General features: G+C 56.7%; 13 protein-coding genes. 11 read left to right on the forward strand and 2 right to left on the reverse strand.

The genetic code is table 11. The annotated features are described in order from the left end of the window. Window positions 1-77 precede the first annotated feature (77 nt). The gene (locus SH139x_RS14780) at window positions 78-1,694 is read right to left on the reverse strand and encodes a DUF4912 domain-containing protein (RefSeq protein ID WP_488355961.1); all 1,617 of its coding nucleotides are present in this window, start codon (window positions 1,692-1,694) and stop codon (window positions 78-80) included. Between the two features lie 725 nt (window positions 1,695-2,419). On the opposite strand from SH139x_RS14780, the gene SH139x_RS14785 reads away from it, so the two are divergent. The 11 genes from SH139x_RS14785 to SH139x_RS14835 all read left to right on the forward strand — a co-directional run bounded on the left by SH139x_RS14785 (window position 2,420) and on the right by SH139x_RS14835 (window position 13,755). Next, window positions 2,420-2,644, forward strand: coding sequence for an AtpZ/AtpI family protein (locus SH139x_RS14785; RefSeq protein WP_488355962.1), 225 nt, complete (start codon window positions 2,420-2,422; stop codon window positions 2,642-2,644). A 57-nt stretch (window positions 2,645-2,701) separates the two neighbouring features. Beyond that, window positions 2,702-3,211 carry a hypothetical protein gene (locus tag SH139x_RS14790; RefSeq protein WP_488355963.1) on the forward strand — a complete coding sequence of 170 codons (510 nt, stop codon included), beginning with the start codon at window positions 2,702-2,704 and terminating at the stop codon, window positions 3,209-3,211. An 8-nt stretch (window positions 3,212-3,219) separates the two neighbouring features. Continuing rightward, the gene (gene atpB, locus SH139x_RS14795) at window positions 3,220-4,245 is read left to right on the forward strand and encodes a F0F1 ATP synthase subunit A (protein WP_488355964.1); all 1,026 of its coding nucleotides are present in this window, start codon (window positions 3,220-3,222) and stop codon (window positions 4,243-4,245) included. Window positions 4,246-4,391: 146 nt separating this feature from the next. Then, complete coding sequence (gene atpE / locus SH139x_RS14800; RefSeq protein ID WP_488355965.1) at window positions 4,392-4,640, forward strand: ATP synthase F0 subunit C; 249 nt, start codon at window positions 4,392-4,394, stop codon at window positions 4,638-4,640. A gap of 285 nt (window positions 4,641-4,925) precedes the next feature. Continuing rightward, window positions 4,926-5,657, forward strand: coding sequence for a F0F1 ATP synthase subunit B (atpF, locus tag SH139x_RS14805; RefSeq protein WP_488355966.1), 732 nt, complete (start codon window positions 4,926-4,928; stop codon window positions 5,655-5,657). A 94-nt stretch (window positions 5,658-5,751) separates the two neighbouring features. After that, a complete protein-coding gene (gene atpH, locus SH139x_RS14810) occupies window positions 5,752-6,387 on the forward strand; it encodes an ATP synthase F1 subunit delta (protein ID WP_488355967.1) in 636 nt (211 codons plus the stop codon). A 175-nt stretch (window positions 6,388-6,562) separates the two neighbouring features. Next, entirely contained in the window at window positions 6,563-8,077 is a 1,515-nt protein-coding gene (atpA, locus tag SH139x_RS14815) for a F0F1 ATP synthase subunit alpha (RefSeq protein ID WP_488355968.1), read from the forward strand. 60 nt (window positions 8,078-8,137) lie between these two features. Continuing rightward, window positions 8,138-9,022 carry an ATP synthase F1 subunit gamma gene (atpG, locus tag SH139x_RS14820; RefSeq protein WP_488355969.1) on the forward strand — a complete coding sequence of 295 codons (885 nt, stop codon included), beginning with the start codon at window positions 8,138-8,140 and terminating at the stop codon, window positions 9,020-9,022. 69 nt (window positions 9,023-9,091) lie between these two features. Beyond that, entirely contained in the window at window positions 9,092-10,543 is a 1,452-nt protein-coding gene (gene atpD / locus SH139x_RS14825; protein WP_488355970.1) for a F0F1 ATP synthase subunit beta, read from the forward strand. Window positions 10,544-10,546: 3 nt separating this feature from the next. Continuing rightward, window positions 10,547-10,942, forward strand: coding sequence for a F0F1 ATP synthase subunit delta/epsilon (locus SH139x_RS14830; protein ID WP_488355971.1), 396 nt, complete (start codon window positions 10,547-10,549; stop codon window positions 10,940-10,942). Between the two features lie 89 nt (window positions 10,943-11,031). Continuing rightward, window positions 11,032-13,755 (forward strand): hypothetical protein, encoded by a 2,724-nt coding sequence (locus SH139x_RS14835; RefSeq protein WP_488355972.1) that lies wholly within the window; start codon window positions 11,032-11,034, stop codon window positions 13,753-13,755. Here the strand turns inward: SH139x_RS14835 and SH139x_RS14840 are convergent. Further along, window positions 13,722-15,065 (reverse strand): hypothetical protein, encoded by a 1,344-nt coding sequence (locus tag SH139x_RS14840; RefSeq protein ID WP_488350562.1) that lies wholly within the window; start codon window positions 15,063-15,065, stop codon window positions 13,722-13,724. The genes SH139x_RS14835 and SH139x_RS14840 overlap by 34 nt on opposite strands. Window positions 15,066-15,240 lie beyond the last annotated feature (175 nt).

Here is a 15,240-nt window from a genome sequence, read left to right on the forward strand (position 1 = left end):
GCGTGCCGTTCTCCGGTGGCGTGTTGTGCTGTGAAAGCCGCTCTCTGGCGCCAGGCGGCTGATGGAACAAAAGCCAATCAATCCATGCTGGTCCGCGAGACCGGTTCCATAACCTTGGTGTTTCGCTCCACGGCGACCACGGTGGTGCGTTGCCGCATCCCGTCTCGCGAGCAAGCAACGACGGGGATGACTTGGCGTTTGTCAGGCAATTCCATGCGGACGGTAAATGATCCATCGGCGGAGAGCTTGACAGGTTTACCTGCCAGCGTGACGGTTGAACCGGGGGTCGTCGAACCGTAAACGATCAGCTCGGCATCAACCTCAAAAGGCAATTCCCGTTCGCGGCGGAAGGGGAAATCGGAGCCGCCGATAAAGTTATCACCGGAGAGGTCGATCATGGGACGTTGCAAACGCTCCTCGAACATCTCTCGCAAGTCGTTTGAGCTGGTGCCGTTATCGTTTTCGCTGAGCGAGTAAATGCGTTCGTAATCCTCAGCGATATCCTGCCAGTGCCCATCGATGGGATCGCAAGCGCCGGGGGCCGGAGTGTGCACGATGTTGCTGCGGCAGAGGGTGTGGAATCGCCCCGATTTAGCGCGGTACCCAATCAGCACTCGGAATCGTCCGGGCGGATTTTCAACATCGATGTACCAGTTGTTAACGCCACCGTGGACTGGGATGTCTCGCACCAATTGCTCCGCCGAATTGACGCTCGACCCGTGGCCGACTTCTGCCAATCGCAGCATCGGTTCGGCGGCATGCCAATCGGCACCCATCGCAGCCCGCGCCCGCTCCACCGAGCCGCGTGACACTTCCCAAGTTGCCTGCAACCAATAGGAGTCACGAACGATCAGCACGATGCGATCTGGTTTTTCTCGAACTTCTGCACCACCTCCGCCGGTCGCTGCAGCCTTGACGCGAACGCAAGCCGACAAATCTTTGCGGGCCTCCGCATCCGCTTGCTGCTTGCGAACTACTTTGACGATTTGCGGGGCAGTAGGAGCACGCTGCGGAGCTTTCGAGCGGCTCTTGCGGGACCTACGCGGGGAAGGCGTGCCGCTCGCTGACTTTTCCGCCGTCGCGGCAGAGCTGGTACGTTGCCCAGCATCAGCTTGCCCCGCACTCGGACTCTTCACCGAAGTGTTGGGGTTAGCTGTCGCGGTCGGCTTGCCCTTTTCCCTCGGCTTACGGGCGGTCGGTTTGCGAGTTCCGTTGTCAGCAGTGACCGGCTCGGACTGACCACTCGCAGCCCCCCTGCCGCTGACCGACTTCAGCGTCTTAGTAGATTTCGTTGACTTTGCTGCCGTGCCGCTTTTCGTCGCGGTTGATTTATCAGCCGCCGGTTTGCCGGTTGCCGACTTGCGAGGCTGAGTTTTCGCCGTTGGCCGCTTCGATGTGCTGGATTTCTCCGCTTTGGACTGCTCGCCCCGCTTTCGCTGATCGTTGCCAGCGGCTTTGCTGCCACGAGCTTTTCCACTGCGGTTCGGTTTCGCAGCACTTGACTGTTTCGTTGCAGGCTCACCGGGTGTGGATTTTTTCCCTGAAGTTTTCCGCCGCGAAGATCGTTGTGCCTTGCGGATGGCATCGATCAATTCGTCTTTACGCATTGAGTGCCAGCCGGTGACCCCGATCTCTCGGGCGGCATCCGCAAGATCGCGCCGCGTCTGTGACTTCAGGTCAGCGTTGGTAATCAAGAGGAAGCCCTTTCGGCTTGAATTGAGTCTCGGTGTTGCCCGGTCTTGCACCGCGGTGAATCAAATCACCAATTATTTGACTTACCCTCCATGATCCGATGAGGTTTTCGCAGCCAGACGCTGTTGAGCAAATTGTCAGCTCAACGGCTTGGATTCCAACCTCCTTCCATGCATCACGCTTTAGTATGCCAAAACCTCGCAAAATTTCTAGTCTCGGCATTCACGAATTCAACAAAACAAACAGCTAAGGGCTATGAAAGCAACTTTGCGCGAGTATTTACGCAAATCAATGGCACTTTGATTCACAAGTATACGCACGTTCGCTTGCCGGTAAAGTCAGCCCAAGTCACCTCAGTGTCCACTAAACTCACGGGTGGTGTGTGTGCCCCCCCCTCATCGTAAATGGCGTTTTCCAAAGCCGCCGCGGGCAGCGATCAGTCGCAAATAGCCAACCAGTCTGCTCGATTTTTTACATTCCCCGTGTGCGACATGCCGTCGCAGCGACTAACGTAGCCAAGCCGTGGGGTTAAATTTAAGCGAAGTTGCGACGATTTGAGTTGCTTGCTAGGCGGTAGGTTGACACTCTCCTGGGCTGGCTCTAGCTTACCGCCAGCGATTCGCTGGTTGTTAGGCTGCGGAAGGCAAAGCAGTTGAGTGCAAATTCCGCCTTTGATCTCACACTCGGTGATTAGCAGCAGGCTGGGAACAGCAACAATAAGACAGCAATGAATGAGCAACCGCGAAAAGGCGATCGTCCGAGCTCTCTGCGGTTTGCCGGAGCGGGAATTGAGTTGGCGGGCGCGGTTTTGGTTTCGGCCGGGTTGGGATTCGCCGCAGACACTTTTTTCGCCTGGGAAGGCGATTGGGGATTTCTCATCGGCGGCTTATTGGGCTTTGCCTTGGGACTCGCCAATTTGTTGCGACTTGCCGCAGCGTATAACCGAGATTGAGACATTCGAGCTTTAGGTATTTGTTTTCACAGTTAGCAATTCTCAGGCATTTTTTTCTTGACCACTTCCGTCTCATCAACGTCTTATGGGGCCTCACCCCGCGACTGCCTGGCTCCTTTGCCAGTGCCATTCTCGCTGCGACTCAAACTACTGCTCGGTCCGCTAGTTGGCTGGGGATGGGGCTGTCTGCTGGTCGCTGCATTTAGTTCCATTGCCAGTGCAGATAGTGATGCCTTGGAAACCAGCCTGCTCTTCGGTTTGGTTGGGTTGGCGTCGGGGGTTGTTGGACAGTTGCCTTTGGTTTGCTGGCGGATGTTTGAAATTGACAAGCTAGCCAGTGTGCTGTTGATCGGCATCGCTCTGCGGGGCGGTGTGGCCACGATTGGCTCAATTGGAATTATTAAGTGGGGCATTGCCGAATCGGGGGTCGCCATATTATCGTTTGTCGCGTGGTACGCATTAATTCTGATTGCGGACCTATTTGTGATCATTCGATATATCAATCGACTTGCACCGACTCCGACAGCCAATACAACAAATCTTGTTGGAGGAAAGCGTTCATCATGAGACCGTTCATGCCGATAGCTGCTGCGAATCCGGTAGACCATGTGCTGCCGCACAACCTGACCGGTCGCTTGTTCAGCTTACCCGTCGCACCCGCTGGTACTGATTTGCCGGTGTTGGGCATTTATGACGGACACTACGATTTTTACATCACTAATCACATGATGATGACGGCGGTCGCCGGTATGTTGACGATCATTGTGTTTTGGTTGTTAGCCAACAAAATGGCACCTGCGGCGGATGGTGAATTGGTTCCCAAGAAACGGGGCTGGTTTACTAAGTTATTCGAAACAATGTGTGTCTTCGTTCGCGACGAAGTGGCGCGGCCCAACTTGGGGCATTTGACTGACAAGTACATGCCTTATTTGTGGACCGTTTTCTTCTTCATCCTATTTGCCAACTTATTAGGACTAGTACCCTTTGGTTACGCATTGGCGTTGGTCAGCGGGGATTCCCACCTGGAGCATTGGGGTGGCACGGCGACCAGCAACCTGTCACTCAACGGGGTGTTGGCGATTGGTTCGTTCATCGCGGTGGTTGCGATTGGTATTCGCGAAGCGGGTGCTGGGCATTTCTTTGGCCACTTTAATCCGGTCGGCTGGAAGCACGCGTTTCCTGAGTCATTGATCATGGTGCCGATCGGGCTAATGTTGTTCGTGCTGGAGTGGATGGGCTTGCTGATCAAGTGCGTGGTGCTTGCCATGCGATTATTTGGAACCATGATGGCGGGTCACTTGGTGATCGCCGCGTTCGTCGGTTTGATCTTCGCCGCCGCCAGCTACAGCGTTTCGCTAGGTTGGGGCGTAGGGTTTGCCGTCTTGCTGGGAGGAACCGTGCTCACGTTGCTGGAGTTGTTCATCTCATTATTGCAAGCGTTCATCTTTACGTTCTTGACAGTTTTGTTCATTTCTTCGGGTGCGGTCCACGAGCACGAAGAGAGCGAGCATGGTGCGCACGATCCGATGAGCGATGAGAATCAGATGGATGTTGACAAGGTAATTCGTCCAACAGCACTTGCAGGAGCCCCCGGTGCTTAGGTTGAATGCTGATCTGAAAGCCATGAACCGTGTTGGCTTTAGCCGCGGTTGATAAGAGTTTAGTAGAATCAAGTCGTTGTCTTTTTAAAGTTTATTAGCACTTTTTCGAAACCACTTTTGGTAACGTACCCAGGAGCACCGAGAAGATGTTTGAGTTCATGATGATGTTGGCACAAGCTGAAGACGGTAACCTCTACAAGATGGGGGTTGGTTTGGGCATGGGTCTGATCGTGCTTGGGGCTGGACTAGGGATCGGTCGAATTGGCGGCAGTGCCGTTGAAGCGATTGCCCGGCAGCCTGAAGCGGGTGGACGTATCGGCACGAACATGCTGATCGCCGCCGCGTTGATCGAAGGGGTGACCGTCATCGCTTTGATTCTCGCCTACTTGACCTAGAGCAAAGCGTCGGTCCGAGCCAACAGGGCAGTTTGACCATCAGTGAGCGTTGCCGGCAGTGAACGTTGCACGCAGCGCATGCTGATGAGAGCTGTCTGAGGCAAGGGCTGAACGTGGGCTGCAAGGCATTTGGGCCGTGCCGCTGGTAACCCGGAGAGGCTCCACTCTCCGGAGTTCCATGCGTGGCACGGTCAGATGTAATGTGAGTCAAGTGTGGGGCTTTACGATAGTGCTTTGGCTTTCGGCCCTGGAATAGGTTTTGTAATGATATCCCGAGCAATAAATATGTCTGGCGTAACCATCGGCCGCTTCTGGCTTTGTTTTTTCGCGGTCAGCTTATCGCTGGCTTTCGTATCGGCTCCCACGTTGGCTGGTGGTTTCGTACAGGATGCGGAGGTCGACGAAACTGATTTCCCCGCCGAGGTGAATGAGTCTGAGGGAGAGGTACCCGCGGGGAACATCCCCAACGATGAACACCCCGAAGGAGATCATCCCGAAGGAGACCATGCCACTGGCGATCAACCCAGCTTGCTGAGTTTGAACCCGGGGGCTGCCGTCTGGAATCTGCTGATTTTCCTGTTGGTGTTGACCATTTTGGGGGTCTTCGTGTGGCCGAAAGTCCTCGAGGGTTTGCAAGCTCGCGAAGACAAGATTCACTCTGACTTGGATGCGGCAAAGCAAGCCAACGAGACAGCACAGGCTAGCTTGGCCGAGTACCAACAAAAGTTGAGCGAAGCGCAAGCGACCGTGCAGTCGATGCTGGCCGAAGCGCGTCGTGATGCCGAGCAAGTAGGCGCTAAGATTGTGGCCGAAGCGAAAGCGGATGCCGATCGTCAGCGCGAGCGAGCGGTCAGCGACATTGAGGCGGCCAAAGTGGTTGCCATCGGCGAGCTGGCGAATCAAACATCGGACTTGGCGATGTCGTTGGCCCGTCAAGTTGTAGGCCGCGAACTTAACGAGGGCGATCATGCTGACTTGATTCGCCAATCGCTCGACAAGCTGCCCAGTCGAAATTGATAGAATGAAAGCGGGGCGGCCGCGGTTGGCTGCGACGCTGGCCCGTTTTGCTGGCCTCTATGTTTTCCAGATTACCTTCTGACGAGTAACTCACGTGGGCGAAAAAGTCCGACACGAAACGGTTCTCGATCCAGGTGCTGAGCACCTGGGGCGGATTTACGCCCAGGCGTTGGTGGCAGCTGCGATTAAAGCGGATGTTGCCGATACCGTGGTGGAACAGCTGGAACAGGTCTGCTGGGATGTGATCAACGAGCATCCCGAACTGGCGGTGGCTTTCGCCTCCCCACGCGTGGACGCCAAAGAGAAATTAAACATCATCGATCGACTGTTCGCGGATAAGCTGGACGTGACCCTGTTGCGATTTCTCAAAGTCGTGGCCGGTCGGGGACGGTTGGGGCAACTCAGCTACATCGCTGACGCGGCGCGGGAAATTCGCGATGAAGCGCTGGGTCGATTGGTTGCGGAAGTCCGCACGGCGGTTCCGTTGACCGACGAACTGCGGGCATCGATCGTGCAGCGACTCGGGGATGCCTGGCAGCGTGAGATTGTGCTGCGAGAACGGGTCGACCCGGAAATCGTTGGCGGTCTGCTGATTCGGGTTGGTGATACGGTTTACGACACCAGCGTGGCGGGACGCTTGGAGACGATGGCGAAAAAATCTCGCCAAGTTTTCGCTCGCAAATTGATTGAAACCTCAGATCGTTTCGCCAGCGGTACTCCCGCCGGCTGACGATGAAGTCGTGTCAGCATACGTGGTCAGCTCCTTTGCGTGCTGCCCACCGAGGCGACGCAAATTGACGACAAAAGTTGATAACGCAAAGTAGTTTAAACAACCTCAGCATATCGAAACACACGACCGCTGGTGGCTTGGCTGACCGGCATGTCGCTCCCTCAGGAACAGACGGATGAAGTTTAACTCCGACGAAATCGCTTCGGTTCTGCAAGCAGAAATCGAAAACTTTGAGAACAAAATCGATGTTCGCGAAGTGGGCACCGTGCTGGAAGTCGGTGACGGGATCGCCCGCGTTTACGGCCTCAGCGGCGTGATGGCTGGTGAAATGGTGGAATTTCCCAACGGGGCCACCGGGCTGGCGTTTAACTTGGAAGAAAACAGCGTCGGCGTGATCATCCTCGGCGACTATCTAACAATCGAGGAAGGTGACGAGGTCAAAGCAACGGGCACGCTGTTGAGCGTGCCGGTTGGTGACGCCGTGATGGGTCGCGTGCTCGATCCTCTCGGCAATCCGCTCGACGGCAAAGGTCCGATCCAATCCGACAAGACCCGTCCCGTCGAAGTTATCGCCACCGGAGTTGCCGAGCGGCAACCCGTTTCCGAGCCGATGCAGACTGGGATCAAGGCGATCGATGCGATGACGCCGATCGGACGTGGTCAGCGGGAGTTGATCATTGGCGACCGCAAAACCGGAAAGACGGCAATCGCCATCGATGCGATCCTCAACCAGAAACACACCGGCGTCAAATGTTTTTACGTCGCTATCGGCCAAAAAGACTCAGCGATCGCCAGTATCGTGGATGTGCTCGAGCGTCACGGGGCGATGGAGTACACGACGGTGATTTGCTCGGGGGCCAGCTCGCCCGCACCGCTGCAGTACATCGCTCCTTACGCTGGTACGGCGATGGCCGAGCATTTTATGTTCAACGGCCAACACGCTTTGATCGTCTATGATGACTTGTCCAAGCAAGCAACCGCCTATCGGCAGATGAGCTTGTTGATGCGGCGTCCACCAGGCCGGGAAGCTTACCCGGGGGACGTGTTCTATTGCCACAGCCGCTTGTTGGAGCGGTCCGCCAAGTTGTCGGCCGCTTTGGGCGGTGGCTCCCTGACCAGCCTGCCAATCATTGAGACACTCGAAGGTGAAGTTTCGGCTTACATTCCCACTAACGTGATTTCGATCACCGACGGCCAGATCTACTTGCAACCGGATTTGTTCTTCTCCGGGATTCGCCCCGCCATGAACGTCGGTATTTCGGTATCGCGAGTCGGTGGTGCGGCTCAAATCAAAGCGATGAAGAAAGTCGCCGGCGGTTTGCGTTTGGACTTGGCTGCCTTCCGTGCTCTGGAAGCTTTCGCTCAACTCGGTACCGACCTCGATGCCGACACCCAGCGTCAGCTTGATCGTGGTTATCGGATGGTTGAATTGCTCAAGCAGCCTCAGTTCCAACCGTTGCCCGTGGCCGAACAGGTGCTTAGCATCTACGCCGGTACGCAAGGCTTCTTGGACAAGGTTCCTGTGAAGGAAGTGCCACGCTGGGAAGCGGACTTCCTGAACTTTATCCGCGACAAACATGGCGACTTGTTGACCGGCATCACCGAGAGTGGAGAGCTGAAGGCTGACATGGAAGATCGCCTCAAGCAATTGCTGAACGAATTCAACCAAGCATTTAAGCCTGCCAGCTAGTAATGGCCGGCCAGTTCCAAGCCTACTCACAACCGCCTTTCGTTACACCGTAATCGTTACATGGCAAACGCACGTGCTCTCGACAAACGACGCAAGTCCATTCGCAACATTCGCAAGATAACGCGAACGATGGAGTTGATTGCCACGGCGCGCTATCGCAAAGCGATGGACCGTGCTTCGGCCGCGACAGCTTACACCGAGCGGATCACCAAGATCGTTTCGCAATTGGCTGCCGCCGGCGCGGAAGTCAAACACCCGCTGTTGGAGAGTCGGGACGAAGTCAAGTCGGCAACGTTGTTGGTCTTGACCAGCAACCGCGGGCTTTGTGGCGGCTACAACTCTTCGGTGCTGCGGATCGCTAACCCCAGACTGCAGGAATTCAAGCGAGATTTCCCCGCCGTGCAATTGGAAGTCAGCGGTAAGCGAGGAATCGGGTCGTTCAAATTTCGCGGTATCGATGTCGATGCCAGCTACACGCAGTTTGAGGATCAACCCGCCTACGCTGAAGTCGAACAGATTGCCGATCATTTTCTCGAGCAATTTTTGACGGGCAAATTGGACCGCTTGGATGTCGCTTACACGCGGTTCATTAGCACTTCGCGGCAAGAAGCGGTAATCGAAACACTGTTGCCCCTCGGGTCATTGACCGAAGAGGGCGCTGAACCCGATGCCGGTGGTGCAAACGCCGACTACGAGTTTTTGCCTTCGGCGGAAAGTGTGCTTGAGGAAGTCGTACCCACGAGCTTTAAGATTCGGCTTTTCAAGTGTTTCCTCGACGCGGCGGTCAGCGAGCAAGTGGCTCGGATGATTGCCATGAAGAGTGCCACGGAAAACGCCGGCGACATCATTAAACAACTATCAATGACGTATAACCGTGCTCGCCAAGCCCAGATTACTGGGGAGATCATGGAGATCATTGGTGGAGTCGAGGCGTTGGCCAAGTAAATCACCGGCCAACTTATTAGCGAAATCATTTAACATTCAACCGTTTTTCCCCGCGAGTATCATAACGCCATGTCCACCGCCACCACGCCAGCGGTCGGCCGCGTCACCCAGGTGATCGGTTCGACTTTCGACGCCGAGTTTCCAGAAGATGGCATGCCAGCTATCTACAATGCCGTCAAAGTTCAAGGCGAGCACAAGGGTGTGAAGCTCGACTTGACGGGCGAGGTGCAACAGCACCTGGGCGGCGGTCGGGTCCGAATCATCGCGCTCGGTAGCACCGAAGGCATGATGCGTGGCATGGATGTCCAAGACACCGGCAAACCGGTCTCCGTGCCAGTCGGTAAAGAGACGCTCGGCCGCGTTTTCAACGTGCTCGGTGAACCGATCGACCAACGAGGCGACGTGAAGGCCGACGACTACTGGCCGATTCACCGCCAAGCTCCCACGATTGATACGCTGTCAACAAACACCGAAGTGTTCGAGACGGGGATCAAGGTGGTCGACTTGTTGACCCCCTTCGTGCGTGGTGGTAAGGCCGGCTTGTTCGGCGGTGCTGGCTTGGGCAAGACGGTTATTCTGACCGAGTTGATCGCCCGAATTGCTAGCAGCCACGGTGGTTACTCCGTGTTTGCCGGCGTCGGTGAACGCACCCGGGAAGGAACGGACCTGTGGTTGGAAATGCAAGAGACTGAGATCGGCAATACGGGTCGTAAAGTCATCGAGCAAACTTGCATGGTCTTCGGCCAAATGAACGAGCCACCAGGTTCGCGTCTGCGGGTTGCCCTCTCGGCGTTGACGATGGCAGAATACTTCCGCGATACGACCGGCGCCGATACGCTGTTGTTTATCGATAACATTTTCCGCTTCTCACAAGCGGGTAGTGAAGTCTCCGCGTTGCTCGGACGGATGCCTTCAGCGGTCGGTTACCAGCCCACGCTGGCGACCGAAATGGGTGCTTTGCAAGAGCGAATTACCTCCACCAAACAGGGCGCGATCACGTCGGTGCAAGCGGTTTACGTGCCAGCTGACGATCCCACCGACCCCGCACCTGCGACCGCCTTCGGTCAGCTCGACGCGTTTATCTATCTCGAGCGATCGATTTCGGAAAAGGGTATTTACCCGGCGATCGACCCGCTCGCCTCCAACTCGCGGATTCTCGATCCGCAATATGTCGGCGAACGCCACTACGCGATTGCCCGCACCGTGCAAACGATTCTGCAACGTTACCGAGAACTGCAAGACATCATCGCTATTCTCGGTGTGGATGAATTGAGCGAAGAGGACAAGTTGATCGTGCACCGCGCACGCCGTATCGAACGCTTCCTGTCGCAACCATTCTTGGTCGCTGAGGTGTTCACTGGCAAAGCGGGTGAGATCACTCCGCTGGCCGATACGATCCGCAGCTTCGAAGAGATCTGCAGCGGTAAATGGGACCACTTACCCGAGCGTGCCTTCATGTACGTGGGCTCGATTGAACAAGCTGAAGCTCAAGCCAAGAAGATGGCTGAGGAAGGGAAGTAGACCATGGCTATTCGCTGTGTTGTTGTCACGCCGGAGCGGACCGAACTGGAATGCGAAGCCAGCTATCTCACCTTGCCAATGTATGACGGCGAGTTGGGTGTGGCGACCGGACGTTCCGCACTCATCGGTCGGCTCGGATATGGTTTGCTGAAACTCGATTTGCCAACCGGCTCACAAGCTTGGTTTATCGATGGCGGCTTCGCTCAAGTCGAAGATAACGTGGTGTCAGTTTTGACTTCGCGAGCCATTGCGGCCAGCGAGTTAGATGTGGCTGAGGCGGAAGCAGCACTAGAAACCGCTTCGCAACTGCCAGGTGGTTCCGCCGAGTTAACCCAAATCCGCGATACGGCCTTACTGCGGGCACGTGGAATGGTGCGAGCCGCCAAGAACCCCAAGTAGGCCAAAGCATGATCGGCCCATTACCGGTTTTGTCTACGTAATTGGTTTCGCCATTGCTCATCCGCCGCTATTCTCTAACGCTTGCGGCGATGTTACTGGTCAGCGCACCTGCCTTGGTGCTGCTGACCGTGGCGGTGGGAGACCAGCGACTAGCGTTTCGCGATGTGGCTCATTTCTACTCGCCGCTGCAAACTTGTTTGCAACGTTTTTCGACCGAGTCGCTGTTTCCAATTTGGAGCCCGCTCGATCGCTTCGGCGTGTCGCTGGCCGGTGAGACAACGACCGCACTCTTCTATCCCGGCCGGCTGCTGTTCCTGCTGGGCTTACCGATTGAGAATGCAATTGGATGCTACGTGCTCGTCCACTTGTGGATCGCCGGTGCGGGCAGCTATCGATTGGCACGGTATGCCGACGCGGCTCGCGGTCCCGCGTTGTTCGCCGCAGTCATTTATCCATACAGCGGATGTGTTTTTTATCTCTATACAAATCCACCGTTCCTGGTTGGTGCCAGTTGGTTGCCTTGGAGTTTGCTCAGTCTGCTGCAGCTTTGCAACGCTAGAATTACCTTCCGCAAGCTCGCGCTGGCCACGTTGCCGCTGTCGATGTCAGTGCTAGGGGGGGATCCCCAGACGGCGGTGCACGTGATCTTGATCGCTTGCTTGTTCGCCTTCGTTGCGCGTCCACCAGAAGCAACGATCTGGCACCGGTTAGTTCGTGTGATGCCCCGTTTGATGTTAGTCAGTCTCTGCACCTCGGCTGCGGCCGCGCCACAAATTGCCGCCAGCTACGACTGGGCCGGGCAGAGCTGGCGGCAACAGACGCAACCTCCCACCTTACCCGCAGCGTTGTTATCGGCAGGCATTCAGCCGGCTGCCGCCAATCCTCGCGATGGGACGGATGCTATCGGTGCTGGACTATTCCGACGTCCGGACCGCGCCACGCATGCCGCTGACATTTACGACTTTAGCGTACCGCCATGGTATCTGCCGCAGCTCATCTCACCTTATGTTTCTGGGTTGTTCGCCGAGCGGAATGAACGTTGGCAGGATGGTTTCTCAGCAGCGGAACGCAATTGGACACCGACGCTGTACGCCGGATTGTTTGCCCTCCTAGCAGCACTGGCCACGATCGGTGCGACGCGGCGAATCGATCATTGGTTATTGATCGTCGTTGTCGCGCTGCTGCTGGCTGCCGGGCGATTTGGCCTGGTCTATCTGCTTCGCACGGTCAGCTATTGGTGCGGCGGGCCGGCTGAGTGGGCCTGGGGCGATGCGGTCGGTGGTGCCTATTGGTGGTTGGTGGCCCTGATCCCCGGCTACGGCCAATTTCGTTATCCAGCCAAGTGGCTGCCCTTTGTCGCCCTGGGGCTGGCGATGCATGCCTCCCGATTTCTAACTTGGCAAGATGCAAAGAGCATCATGATGCTGCGTCGGCTCGCTATGATCGTTGCCTGGAGCAGCCTGCTGGTGGCGTTTTTCAGTTGGCTGCCCATGATCCGCGAGATGATGATCGAGTTAGCTGAGGGTCCGAGGACGCACGATCCTTTTTGGGGGCCTCTGAACGTCGACAGCGCGCTGCGGGCCATCCGTTTATCGTGCCTGCAAACCTGGCTGGTCGGCGTGGCGATTCAGGCGTTGATCGGCCGCCAGCAGGGCTGGATCTGGTTGCTGGTTCTGACGGTGATCGAATTGAGCTGCGTTGCCAGTTGGCAATTGCACACCACGGCCAATGTGCCGAGTCCCCTGCGACCCATCACGGCCAACGCCGCTGGCCAAGACGACGTGCCCAGCCAAGACGAAATGTCCAGCGAAGACGACGTGCCCGCCGATTTCCGAAAGACACCAAGTTTCCCGCCACGTTATTTGTTGTTTACCGACGAGCAAGCCTGGCCGCGTCGCTGGGCCGAGCAACCAGCTGGCCCGAACCGCTTAGCCGCCGTCGATGCTGGGCAAGCGGAAACGTGGTTTGTCCGCTGGCATCTGGCCGCCGGTGTGCACGTGCTGAATAACCACGTTTCAGTCGACACGGCCGTGGCCAAGGTATTTTGGGATGCGCTGGCTGCGAAAGAACGCCGCTTAAATGAAGCATCATTCCGAGCCGGCAAAGCATTAACCGTAGCCGAGTTGCGGGCTCGGGTGGGCAACTTCTTAGCCGCCGGCGCAATCGTCACGCGAACTTCCCACCGCGAAGTTGCCAATCAACAACCGACGTTAAACCATCAACCCTTGCCCGAGCGACAACCGATCATTCGCTGGTCGAAAAATTATCGCGTCGCCGCCCCGCCTATGAATCGTCAACAGTTGGCCGAGCGGGTCGACGCGTTGCTCGCTGAGATTTCGGAGCAGGGCAGAGGGCGCGTGCCGATCGTGGACAGCCAACTTATCAACTCAACTGTTCCCGCTGGGGATGTGACACGTGACGAAGTGACCGGGGGCGAGCAACAGGTGACGACGGCCGGACTGAGACTTGTCAGCTACGCAGCGAGCAAATTTCGTTTGCGAGCCACGACCCCCGCGGCCGGCCTTTTAACCGTCATGCAATATCAAGATGGTAATTGGCGTGCGACCGTTCGTGATCTTACTGGCAACGCTCAAGGAACATCAGTCGGAGACGAGGTCGCAGCGACGGTTCATCAAGTGGACCTGATCGCCCAAGGTATTATCTTGCCGGCTGGAAGTTATGAGATTTATTTTCAGTATCAACCGGCTTGGTGGTGGCCCAGTTGGTTGTTGGCACTGTTCACATGGAGCGGCTTGCTGTGGTCGCTCCGGCCGGTGGTTCAATCGCCAAAGCGTTCCAGCAAACAGTCATAATGCGTTTGCGCAACTGCGGCTCGTGTTTCTTGACCAGCTTGTTCGGCGGCCGAAACCAACAGGCGCAGTTGCTGGCGAAACTCGTTCATCGCATCAATGCCCAAGTCCCACCCGCTGCGGTAAAAAGCACGATAAGCTTCGTCGGGACGCCCCGCCTCCAGCAGCAGTTCTCCCTCCCGCCCCCAAAACTCGGTGGCGGTGGCTCGCAGTGATCTCGCGTTCGCGACGGCGATTGTCTGAAAATATCGCCGCGTTAGATCATCCTCTTGTTTTTGCACCGAGCGATCATCGCTGGGCTGCTCAGAACTTGTTGATAATGCCAAGGAGCGCCAGGTGGAGAACTTTCCCGTCGCCGCCGGATACCAGTGTGAGCGCAGACGCACCGATTGGTCGGTGAAAGCGAGCGCGAACGCGCCTTGACAATAATAATTGTGAGCATCGCTCAACTGACCCGCCCGCTCGTGTGCCCAACCGGCGATATCCCAGGCCCAACTCAGATCGTCCCGCAAGCGACAAACCGCCGCGCTGTGCTGCAACGCGGTCGACCAATCTTGCTCAAAGGAAACGGTGCGGCCGAGAGTCTGTTCGATCCGCTGGCGATGCCCTGCGTCGACATGGCGATGATCGAATAACCAACTAACCGCATCGGGCTCCCATGCAATTCCCAGCTCCGTTGCCAGTTCGGGATTCATCAATTGGCGAAACTCACTATCCAACGCTGCCAGCACCGCTTCGCAGTGCACCGCGATGGAAGCAATATCTTTCTCCAACAGCCTCTCCACCGCGATTGGCTCGTCGTTGCCGGCAATCCACTCCGACGCGGCGGGGGGCAGCCAACCCAGTGCCCACTGCAAAAACACATCGTCGCTGCTACCAATCCGCTGGGGCTCTGCCGCCACGGCGTGCGTCTGTCGACGCCCTGGCAACCGCTGGCGAATCGCATCAAAATAAATGGCCTCGGCCAGCGTCCTGCCCCATGGAATCCAATCGCCGCCACCGTGATACCAATGGACCACTTCGGTAGCCCCGTCATCGGCACCCACTCGCAAACAGAGCCAATCACCGTACTTGTTGCCCAGCAAGGGCAATGTATCGGGCAGCATCAAGCCAGGCCAAATCACATCGGGGGCCGCCGCCAGCAACATGTCGGGGGAAACCGGCTGGTTAAATTCACCCGTCCCTGCCCGCTGCCACAAGCCAGCGTCAAACCAATCCGCCAAGCTGGGGTCCAGCTGCAAGGCATATCGCTTTCGCAGGCGTTCCGACCACGACAAACCGGGGGATTTCGATAAATGCGAGGACGACTTCAATGCGGTTGAATCCCCGTGAAAAGTGCGAAACGCAATCGCCAGCAGCCCAGCTGAAAAACTAAGGGAAGAGATGAGCCAGTTGAGCTAGCAAAGAGACTAGTCGGAAAGGGGCTTAATTCGCAATCCCAAGCCGTCAGATGGAGGCCTCGAACTACACTTTTGAACACTGCAGATC

The organism is Kothea flammea (genome assembly GCF_052161645.1).
In the GTDB taxonomy this organism is placed as follows: domain Bacteria; phylum Planctomycetota; class Planctomycetia; order Pirellulales; family Pirellulaceae; genus Laterigemmans.

Bases quoted from the DNA above. Each gene is read 5' to 3' on its own strand.
- atpE (WP_488355965.1), top strand. From the start codon at position 4,392: ATGTTTGAGTTCATGATGATGTTGGCACAAGCTGAAGACGGTAACCTC.
- atpD (WP_488355970.1), top strand. From the start codon at position 9,092: ATGTCCACCGCCACCACGCCAGCGGTCGGCCGCGTCACCCAGGTGATC.
- atpF (WP_488355966.1), top strand. From the start codon at position 4,926: ATGTCTGGCGTAACCATCGGCCGCTTCTGGCTTTGTTTTTTCGCGGTC.
- atpG (WP_488355969.1), top strand. From the start codon at position 8,138: ATGGCAAACGCACGTGCTCTCGACAAACGACGCAAGTCCATTCGCAAC.
- SH139x_RS14785 (WP_488355962.1), top strand. From the start codon at position 2,420: ATGAATGAGCAACCGCGAAAAGGCGATCGTCCGAGCTCTCTGCGGTTT.
- SH139x_RS14835 (WP_488355972.1), top strand. From the start codon at position 11,032: ATGTTACTGGTCAGCGCACCTGCCTTGGTGCTGCTGACCGTGGCGGTG.
- atpA (WP_488355968.1), top strand. From the start codon at position 6,563: ATGAAGTTTAACTCCGACGAAATCGCTTCGGTTCTGCAAGCAGAAATC.
- atpB (WP_488355964.1), top strand. From the start codon at position 3,220: ATGCCGATAGCTGCTGCGAATCCGGTAGACCATGTGCTGCCGCACAAC.
- SH139x_RS14830 (WP_488355971.1), top strand. From the start codon at position 10,547: ATGGCTATTCGCTGTGTTGTTGTCACGCCGGAGCGGACCGAACTGGAA.